Below are 9685 nucleotides of genomic sequence, written 5' to 3'. Positions count from 1 at the left end.
AGAGATGGATGAACAGGAATAAGATAGCATTAAGAATAAGTAATTTCCATACCTGATGTTTGGAAGTAGTAAGTTCCACATCAGGTTAGTTAGGGGTGGAAGTAAGTTTTACAAATGAGAATTAAAACAAAATAACAATTTTTTTTGAAAAACACTTGTCAAAAGAATATTCTTATGGTATTATATAACTCGGTCGCTTGAGGAATTAAAAGCAAAATCTTCAGCGATAAAGTAACATGGCTCCGTGGTCAAGCGGTTAAGACATCGCCCTTTCACGGCGGTAACACGGGTTCGATTCCCGTCGGAGTCATTGCCCAAGCGATTGGGTTGTAGTTGCCGATGTGGCTCAATTGGCAGAGCAGCTGATTTGTAATCAGCAGGTTATCGGTTCGAGTCCGATCATCGGCTTAGTTCCTAACAGGGACTTATTGATTTTGGACCTTTAGCTCAGTTGGTTAGAGCAATCGGCTCATAACCGATCGGTCCTGGGTTCGAGTCCCCGAAGGTCCATTATCCTGGCCCAGTGGCTCAGTTGGTTAGAGCGCCGCCCTGTCACGGCGGAGGTCGAGAGTTCGAGTCTCTTCTGGGTCGTTTGCATCAAAAGATGCATCGATAAAATTTCATATGGGATCATAGCTCAGCTGGGAGAGCATCTGCCTTACAAGCAGAGGGTCATAGGTTCGAGCCCTATTGGTCCCACTTTACAACACACATCGTGTTGTAAGAATGCCGCAGTGGCGGAACTGGCAGACGCACAGGACTTAAAATCCTGCGGGACTTATACTCCCGTACCGGTTCGATTCCGGTCTGCGGCATTTGTTATTTTAAGGCTTAATCCGTAAGGGTTATGCCTTTTTATCTATCATTATTCAAAATGGTCTGGGACTAATCTAAAATAATCTAAAATAATCTAAAATAATCTGGTATGATCTAGTATTCATCTAATATTAGGCATCAATCCGCCGATCACCCATTGAAAAATCTATTGAAAATCAAATTTGATTCAGCTAGAAGTATCGGAAAGTAGGAATCTATCTGTTAAAAATCCATTAAAATCAAATCTTATTCATCTAGATGTATTAGAAAGCAGGAATCTATCTGTTAAAAATCCTTGAAAAATGAGTTTGGTTCAGCTAGAAGAATAGAAAAGCAAGAATCTATCTGCCGAAAATAAGAAAAAAATTGAAATTAGAGCATCGAGAATTCTCTCATAATAAATATCTATTTGCTAAAAGCCCCGAGAAATCACCAAAATTGCTTGAAATTAGCATCGAGAATTACTTGAAAAGGAGAAGCTATCTGATGTGCTGAAAATTTTACGTTCATATCCCATTAAAAATATCAATGTGTTGAAAATTCCACACTAATATCCCACAAATATATATCAGGAGGTTATACCATGGAACAAGTGAAAGAATTATTGGAGGCACGAAAAAGTTTTCTGCTTCAGTTAAAAAAAGAAAAAGTGGAGGCTCTCAGGACAGTCCCTGAAGGATCGCTGCGTGTCTGCAGTCATGGAAAGAGGACACAGTATTATCATAGAAATGATCCGAAAGATTTTAGCGGTGTGTATATTCGCAGCAATGAGATTGAACTTGCAAGGGAGTTAGCGCAGAAAGATTATGATCAGAGAGTGCTTCGTGCGATTGAAAAAGAGGTGGATGCAATTGACACGTATTTCAATAATTATCCGCAGGTTAATGTAGAGAATGTATATGAAAGTCTGCATAAAGAACGTCAGAAATTAATCAAGCCAGTCGGGAAATCGGATCAGCAATATCTTCAGGAGTGGGAATGTGTAGAATATGAAGGAAAAGAATTTGATGAGAATATGCCGGAATTTTATACTGCAAAAGGCGAACGAGTACGTTCAAAGTCAGAGGTTATCATCGCAGATATGTTATACAGAGAAGGGATTCCTTATCGTTATGAATATCCCTTATATCTGAGAGGAACAGGCAGGATTTACCCGGATTTTACAATTTTGAACTTAAGGCTGAGGAAGGAAATCCTATGGGAGCATCTGGGAATGATGGATGATTTTGCATATGCAGAAAAAACAGTTCGAAAAATTTCCGGTTATGAGCAAAATGGAATTTTCCCGGGAGAGGACTTAATTCTTACGTATGAAACAAGAAAAACTCCCTTGAATTCCAGAACAATCATGCTTATGATCAAGCATTATTTACTGTAAAAAGCCTCAGACAGGAAATCGTATTCCTTTTTTAAAATCATATATTTTTTGATTATATTTTTGAAGTATTTTTATGTATTTCATGTATAATATAATTAAATCATGGAAAAAGGAGGAACCATCAGGTTCGGGAGAAATATTATGTTAAAATTGAAAAAGTTAATTTCACCAAAAGAATTTTTTATTATTACGATTGCAGACTGTATCATTGCGGCAGCGGTATTTTTCTTTCTGGCACCCAGTCATGCGGCGGTAAGTTCTATATCAGGTCTTGCAATTGTACTTACAAACGTTGTTCCGCTGCATATTTCGACGATTACATTGATATTAAATGTAGTGCTTTTGATCCTGGGATTTTTCCTGTGCGGTTCGGATTTTGGATTTAAGACCGTATACGGAAGTGTATTGTTATCCGGGTATCTGGCAGTGTATGAGCATTTATTTCCTAATTATACTTCCATTACAGAAAGCCCGGAACTGGATGTACTTTGCTATATTCTGGTAGTAAGTTTTGGGCTGAGTATGCTGTTTAATATCAATGCATCATCCGGGGGAATTGATATTATTGCAAAGATTATGAATCAGTATCTTCATATTGAAATCGGACGTGCAATGACGATCGCAGGAACCTGTGTTGCACTTTCTTCCGCATTTTTCTATGATAAAAAAATCGTTGTCCTGAGTTTGCTGGGAACGTACTTTAACGGTATGATTCTGGATCATTTTATCTTCGGTCACAACATCAAAAGACGTGTCTGTATTATTTCTGAAAAGCTGGAAGAAATCAGAGAGTTTATCATCGTGAATCTTCACAGCGGCGCATCTCTGTATGAGACGACAGGGGCATATAAGATGGAAAAACACACAGAACTTATAACAATTGTAGATAAGAATGAATATCAGAAATTAATGTCGTTTTTGAGGAAAACAGATCCCAATGCTTTTATTACGGTGTATACCGTAAGTGATATCCATTATACGATAAAACCTTAAATAGAGGTATGGAACAGTCTGAATGGAAACTTTGAACAGAGAAGGAGTTTACAATGAAGGTTATTTTATTAAACGGAAGCCCGCATGCGAATGGAAATACATACATTGCGCTGCATGAGATGGAGAAGACATTTGCAGAAGAGGGAATTGAAACGGAGATTGTGCATATCGGCAATAAGAATATCAGAGGCTGTATTGCCTGTCGTTCCTGCGCAAAGACCGGGAAATGTGTATTCGAGGATGAGGTAAATGCATTTGCGGCGAAGTTCGAAGCGTGTGACGGGCTTGTAATAGGAAGCCCGGTTTATTACGCGTTGGCCAATGCAACACTTGTGGCATTTCTGACACGGCTGTTTTTCAGTACACGTTTTGATAAAACTATGAAAGTCGGCGCAAGTGTGGTAGCTGCAAGAAGAGGAGGACTATCCTCTACCTTTGATGAACTGAACAAGTTTTTTACGATCTCCGGCATGCCGGTTGCTTCCGGACAATACTGGAACAGTATTCACGGCAGAGAGATTGGGGAGGCAGAGCAGGATCTGGAAGGTCTGCAGAGCATGCGCACTCTGACGCGCAACATGTCATTTCTGATCAAGAGTATCGCACTTGGAAAGGAAGCCTATGGAATTCCGCAGAAGGAGCCGATGCAGCCGACGAATTTTATCCGATAAGATGAAAAAAGATTATGTTGACTCTACAATTATTGTAGAGTCTATAATTTTCTGGTAAAATATCGAAAGAAAGGAATCAGGAAATTATTATGGAAAAGAATCTGACAACGGGAAGTGTATTTAAGACGATGCTTTCTTTTTCACTTCCTTTTTTATTATCATATTTTCTGCAGACGCTTTATGGGATGGCGGATCTGTTTATTATCGGACAGTTTAATGGTGTGGACAGTACGACAGCTGTGTCGATCGGAAGCCAGGTGATGCATATGCTGACGGTCATGATCGTTGGACTTGCCATGGGCTCGACCGTTATGATCGGCAAGGAGATCGGAGCGCGGAAGCTGAGGCAGGCTTCTGAAGCAATTGGAAATACGATCATTCTGTTCCTGGGAGTATCGATAGGAGTTACGATTGTGCTTCTGCTTGCTGTGAAACCCATCGTGGCAGTGATGTCCACTCCGGAAGAGGCGGTCGGTGGAACCATATCTTATCTTATCATCTGTTTTATCGGGATCCCGTTTATCACAGCTTACAATATCATCAGTTCTGTTTTTCGTGGAATGGGTGATTCCAGAAGTCCGATGTATTTTGTGGCGGTTGCCTGTGTGGCGAACATCGGACTTGACTATCTGTTTATTGGTGCTCTGAAGCTTGGTCCGGCGGGGGCTGCGCTTGGAACCACAGTGTCCCAGACGCTCAGCGTTGTGGTGTCACTTCTGGTTATTATGCGAAGAAAGACGGGACTGACCCTGAACCGTGAGCACCTGCGACCACAGAAAAAGATTATGAAAGAATTGTTGAAGGTTGGACTTCCGGTGGCGCTTCAGGATGGATTTATTCAGATTTCTTTTATTGTAATTACAGTGATTGTAAATCAACGTGGGCTAAATGACGCTGCTGCGGTAGGAATCGTGGAGAAGATGATCGGCTTCTTGTTTCTGGTTCCGTCTTCCATGTTGTCTACGGTTTCCGCTCTTGCTGCTCAGAATATCGGTGCAGGCAGACATGACCGGGCAAAGCAGACACTGCGTTATGCTATTATGGTCTGCATTTCCTACGGGATTGTCTGTGCGCTTGTCATGCAGCTGTCAGCAGAATCATTTATCGGATTGTTTTCGGAACATGCAGAAGTTGTCCGGCTTGGAACCCAGTATATGCATGGATATGTCTGGGACTGCATTCTGGCAGGAATTCATTTTTGTTTTAGTGGTTATTTCTGTGCTTACGGACTGTCACAATTTTCGTTCCTGCATAACTCGGTGTCCATCATATGTGCGAGGATTCCACTTGCCTATCTGGCATCAAAGCGTTTCCCGGACACGTTATTTCCGATGGGACTTGCAACGGCAACAGGATCCTGTGTATCTGTGGTGATCTGTATCTGTGTATACATATGGATGCAGAGAAAAGTATTAAGAAATAATTAAAATATCAACAGGAAAAAGAAAGAATATCTTACTGAAATCGCCAGAAAACCTGAACTTTACTTTGTTATCATGTAAAGTACAGGAGGTGAAAGAGCATGAAAAAGAACAGGCTCACAAGGCAAAAGCATAAAAGAAGAGTCAGGAGAATACAGAAACTGTTCTTAATCAGTGTTGTGGTTCTGGCAGCAGGAGGTTTTCTTTGGAATCGATGCAGCAGAATCATCGGTAACAATCTGGGCGTTGGGGATTACAGTATGACTGCTCTTTCAGATTCTTTCATAGGGAAAAATGAGATTGAACGATATGCAAAAAAGCATGGATTTACGTTATCCGATTATCCGGAGAATATGATCGAGCTTTATGAAAAGAATGAGGAAGCCAGAGAATATGTTCTGGAGTATCCGATGAATAAGGATACAGTGCAGGAGATTCATCTGGAGGAATATGCATCCGCAGACCAGGTTCCGCTTCTGATGCAGTGGGATCAGCGCTGGGGATATAAGGGATATGCCGGAGCTCCGATGGGACTTAGCGGCTGCGGACCGACCTGTCTGTCAATGGTAACGATATTTCTAACCGGTGATACTTCCAAAAATCCTGCATGGATGGCAGATTTTGCAACAGAACACGGTTATGCAGTTGATGATGTGGGCAGTGACTGGGCGTTGATGTCACAGGGCGGCCTAGAACTTGGGATGGATGTGACAGAGATTCCGCCTGACAAAGAACGTGTGGAGGACAATCTCTATGTGGGCAATCCGATCGTTGCAATCATGGGGCCGGGAGACTTTACGACAGAAGGGCATTTTATTGTGCTGACAGGGATGGAGGACGGAAAGTGGAAGGTAAATGATCCCAACAGCAGGAAAAAATCTGAAAAAGTATGGGATCCGGATCTTGTCCTGGGACAGGCAAGGGATCTCTGGGTTTTTCGGAAAGCTGAGTAGGTCATGAAATCTGCTTGACAACAAAATCTTACAGATGTAAGATTAATAAAAACTACAAATGTAAGACAAAAAGGAGCAGGCATGAAGATCAGATATACGGGACTTATCCTTATCATATGTATGACGATATGTATGACGATATGTATGGGATGTACCATGAGGAATAAAACTCAGGGAAGAACGGAAGCAGAAAAAGCACAGACGGGCAGTCAGACGCAGGAACAGGTGGTCAATCAGGAAACGGAAGCACTGGCTGAAGGATACAGAGATCTGTATGAAAGCGCGAAGCAGGAAGGAACACTGGATTCTTTGGAGTTACAGAAAGAAATCATAGCGTATCTTGGGCGTGCCGGATATGTGGCAGTGGATGTGAATAATCAGATTGATATGGTAAATGCTGAGCTTGCGGAAGAGTTCTGTGAGAAAGCACAGAAAAAGCAGAGCACAGAGATTACGATTTTTTCTGTGTCGGATCAGGGAGAGCTGATTCGTTATGATATTGAGACATGCCGGGGAAAGATGAATGTCAGTATCAGTACACTGGAATGGGAAGCGGATGAACCGAAATCTGAGCAATATCGAGCGTATGAAGCTTATTCGTGGAAATATACGGAAAAAGGATATTTTTTTATCGAGGAGTATCAGCCGTTGGGATTTGATGGCGCTCCCGGACAGAAGGGATTCCGGATTCGTCCGATGGAAGAAACGTTCAGAGAACTGAATCAGCGGTATGTCATGCCCATCGGGTATGAAAAGAATAACATGTTGATCATGGACTGGAATGAACAGGACTATTCAAATCTGGAATTTTATGATCTGTATGAATTGATGTACCACATGAAATATAACCGGTATGCACCACATGACGACTACGGAGAGGGCATGGAATACGAAGTCTCAAAAGAAGAATTTGAAGAAGTGATACAGACGTATCTTCCGGTAGATGATCTTACGATTGAGGAGAATACGGTATATGATCCGGATCGCCAGACCTATCGTTACCGGCCGAGAGGCAGGTATGATTTTGAGTGGCCCTATGAGCCATATCCGGAAGTGGTGGATTGTGAAGAGCAGGGTGACGGTACTTTGAAGCTGACGATTGAAGGAGTATGGGAGATCCGGATGCTGGATCAGGTGATCGTCAGTGAACTGGTAGTGCGTCCGCTGGACAACGGAAGCTGTCAGTATCTGTCGAATAAAGTCCTCTGTCAGGATGAGACAGCTTCTCCTCAATGGTATAAGCCACGCCTGACGGAAGAAGAGTGGGAACGATATTACGCGGGATCAGAATAGAAGCTTTCTAAAAAATAAACACATACTTCTCTATAATCTGTCTGGCATTGTTTCGTCCTGTCGGGTACAATGACTGTAGGAGGTGACGAGAATGCTTCGAATGGAAATCGCACTGATTCTGATTCTTGTCTTTGTGGCATATGTATATTTTTCGGCGGGCCGGAAATACACCCCGCTTCACAGAACATTTTCAATTCTGCTGGTTGCGCTGATTATTCATCTGGTGTTTGATGCGGCTACCGTATATACCGTAAATCACCTGGATACGGTGCCCCGGTTACTCAATGACATCCTGCACCGGATCTTTATCGGATCCATGTCTTTGATTGTATATCTGTTCTACCACTATATGGCAATTCTGGTGGATGAAGGAACCGGAAAGTTTCGCTGGCTGAATCTGGCCGCAAAGATCTATCTGGTGGTGGCGGCAGTAGCGACGGTTGTTCTTCCGATCCATTATGCGGTCACGCCGCAGGGCAATTATTCGGACGGAATTCATGCAGAAGTATGTTATGTCAGCACGGCATTTTATCTGTTGTTGTGTGCATGGATGCTGCTGGTAAACTGGAAAGAGATCGAACAAAAGAAAAAGTTTGCGATTGGAGTAGCTTTGCTGATCATGATCTTTGTATCTCTGTTGCAGGCGTTCCATCCGACCTGGCTGATCAGTGGAATGGGAATGACGCTGATGACCCTGGCATTTTATCTGACGCTTGAGAATCCGGATATTCTGCGGGCGGAACTGACGGAGCAGAAGATGTCCATGTTATATCTGAAAAGTCAGGTGAATCCTCATTTCCTATATAATACACTGGATGCCATCCGGATCCAGGCACAGCTGAACGGGGACAGGAAGGTCGCTGATCTTCTGATGCGTCTGGTGGATTTTTTCAGACTCAGTGTAAAAGTAGACCGGCAGATGGTGGAGCTGGATGACGAACTGGAATTACTGGAAGCATATATGGAGCTGATGTGTTACCGTTATCCGAAACTTGAGTGTGAGTATGAGATAGATCCGGATCTTGGCGGAGTGAAAGTGCCGAACTTTATCTTACAGCCAATTGTAGAAAACAGTCTTCTCCATGGACTTAAGAATAAAGGATATCAGGGAAAGGTACGGATTGTGGCACAGAAACTTCCGGAAAATGAGAAACGCATGGAAATCCAGGTTATGGATACCGGAAGTGGATTCGCGGAAGGAAAAAAAGAAAAGATTGACCGGATGCTACTTCAATATGACAGACAGGCGCCAAAGCTGGAGGGAAACAGCATCGGTATCTTAAATGTACAAAAACGCATCAAATATCTGTGTGGGCAGGATTGTGGTCTGTGGTATACAGAAAATACAGATGGAGGAGTCACTGCACACATGAGGCTGCCAATCACCTGGGAGGTCAGAGAATGAAAAAGTTAAAAGTGTTATTAGTTGATGATGAGATTATGATTCGAGAGGGATTTAAGAAGCTGTTTGACTGGGAAGCTCATGACTGTGAAGTGGTCGGCGAGGCGGCTGACGGGATGGAAGCACTGGCACAGATTGATACCCTGAATCCGGATATTGTGATCATGGATATCAATATTCCGATCATGAGTGGATTAAAGGTTATTCAGCTCAGTCGTATCAAGCATCCGCAGATTGCTTATGTGATCGTGTCCGGATATGATGATTTTTCCTATTGCCAGCAGGCTCTAAGACTTCAGATCACAGATTATATCTTAAAGCCTGTGAATTATGAAGAGTTCGGTACCTGTATTGACAATCTTAAGATATCACTGTTTGAGCAGCGGACAGCGGAAGAACCGGTGGAGCAGGAAGAACGTGTAATCACAGGTATCACCAGATACATGCAGAAACATCTTTCGGAAGATATCAGTCTGTCTGTTCTGGCAGAAGAATTTCATATGAATCCACAGTATATCAGTCAGCTGTTTAAAAATGAGATCGGAGTTGGATTTCTGGCTTATCTTACGAACATCCGGATGGAAAAGGCGAAAAAACTTCTGCTGGCAACATCTCTGTCAGTGGCAGAGATTGCGGAACAGTCCGGATATGGAGATTACCGGGTGTTTACCAAGGCATTTAAAAAGGCAGAAGGCAGTACGCCTTCTCAATACAGAAGAGATTTTCTGGAAGACGCAAAAGCCGGAGAGTAGAAGAGC

General features: G+C 42.7%; 8 protein-coding genes and 6 tRNA genes. All 14 read left to right on the top strand.

The genetic code is table 11. The annotated features are described in order from the left end of the window. Window positions 1-238: 238 nt before the first annotated feature. The 14 genes from ABE547_RS03330 to ABE547_RS03265 all read left to right on the top strand — a co-directional run bounded on the left by ABE547_RS03330 (window position 239) and on the right by ABE547_RS03265 (window position 9679). Window positions 239-310: transfer RNA gene (locus ABE547_RS03330), tRNA-Glu, on the top strand. A gap of 25 nt (window positions 311-335) precedes the next feature. Continuing rightward, window positions 336-408: transfer RNA gene (locus ABE547_RS03325), tRNA-Thr, on the top strand. Between the two features lie 28 nt (window positions 409-436). Next, a tRNA-Ile gene (locus tag ABE547_RS03320) sits at window positions 437-510 on the top strand. A 7-nt stretch (window positions 511-517) separates the two neighbouring features. Further along, window positions 518-591 (top strand) — tRNA-Asp (locus tag ABE547_RS03315). A gap of 35 nt (window positions 592-626) precedes the next feature. Beyond that, window positions 627-699: transfer RNA gene (locus ABE547_RS03310), tRNA-Val, on the top strand. A gap of 29 nt (window positions 700-728) precedes the next feature. Next, window positions 729-815 (top strand) — tRNA-Leu (locus tag ABE547_RS03305). Window positions 816-1399: 584 nt separating this feature from the next. Next, window positions 1400-2194: a hypothetical protein gene (locus ABE547_RS03300; RefSeq protein WP_347377429.1), complete on the top strand. Its 795-nt coding sequence runs from the start codon at window positions 1400-1402 to the stop codon at window positions 2192-2194. 141 nt (window positions 2195-2335) lie between these two features. Further along, on the top strand, window positions 2336-3187 hold the full coding sequence (locus ABE547_RS03295; RefSeq protein WP_347377428.1) for a YitT family protein: 852 nt from the start codon (window positions 2336-2338) through the stop codon (window positions 3185-3187). A 53-nt stretch (window positions 3188-3240) separates the two neighbouring features. Then, window positions 3241-3858, top strand: coding sequence for a flavodoxin family protein (locus ABE547_RS03290; RefSeq protein ID WP_347377427.1), 618 nt, complete (start codon window positions 3241-3243; stop codon window positions 3856-3858). Window positions 3859-3947: 89 nt separating this feature from the next. Continuing rightward, window positions 3948-5285 (top strand): MATE family efflux transporter, encoded by a 1338-nt coding sequence (locus tag ABE547_RS03285; RefSeq protein WP_347377426.1) that lies wholly within the window; start codon window positions 3948-3950, stop codon window positions 5283-5285. 95 nt (window positions 5286-5380) lie between these two features. Further along, window positions 5381-6232: a C39 family peptidase gene (locus ABE547_RS03280; RefSeq protein ID WP_347377425.1), complete on the top strand. Its 852-nt coding sequence runs from the start codon at window positions 5381-5383 to the stop codon at window positions 6230-6232. Window positions 6233-6313: 81 nt separating this feature from the next. Beyond that, the gene (locus ABE547_RS03275) at window positions 6314-7525 is read left to right on the top strand and encodes a DUF6070 family protein (protein WP_347377424.1); all 1212 of its coding nucleotides are present in this window, start codon (window positions 6314-6316) and stop codon (window positions 7523-7525) included. Window positions 7526-7616: 91 nt separating this feature from the next. Continuing rightward, entirely contained in the window at window positions 7617-8930 is a 1314-nt protein-coding gene (locus tag ABE547_RS03270) for a histidine kinase (protein ID WP_347377423.1), read from the top strand. Continuing rightward, window positions 8927-9679, top strand: a complete 753-nt coding sequence (locus ABE547_RS03265) for a helix-turn-helix domain-containing protein (protein ID WP_347377422.1) — start codon at window positions 8927-8929, stop codon at window positions 9677-9679. The genes ABE547_RS03270 and ABE547_RS03265 overlap by 4 nt, the downstream gene beginning before the upstream one ends. Window positions 9680-9685 lie beyond the last annotated feature (6 nt).

The organism is Dorea sp. YH-dor226 (assembly GCF_039832105.1).
In the GTDB taxonomy this organism is placed as follows: domain Bacteria; phylum Bacillota; class Clostridia; order Lachnospirales; family Lachnospiraceae; genus Dorea_A.
Note: the sequence above shows the minus strand (reverse complement) of the source record. Positions and strands in the feature narration are given on the sequence as shown.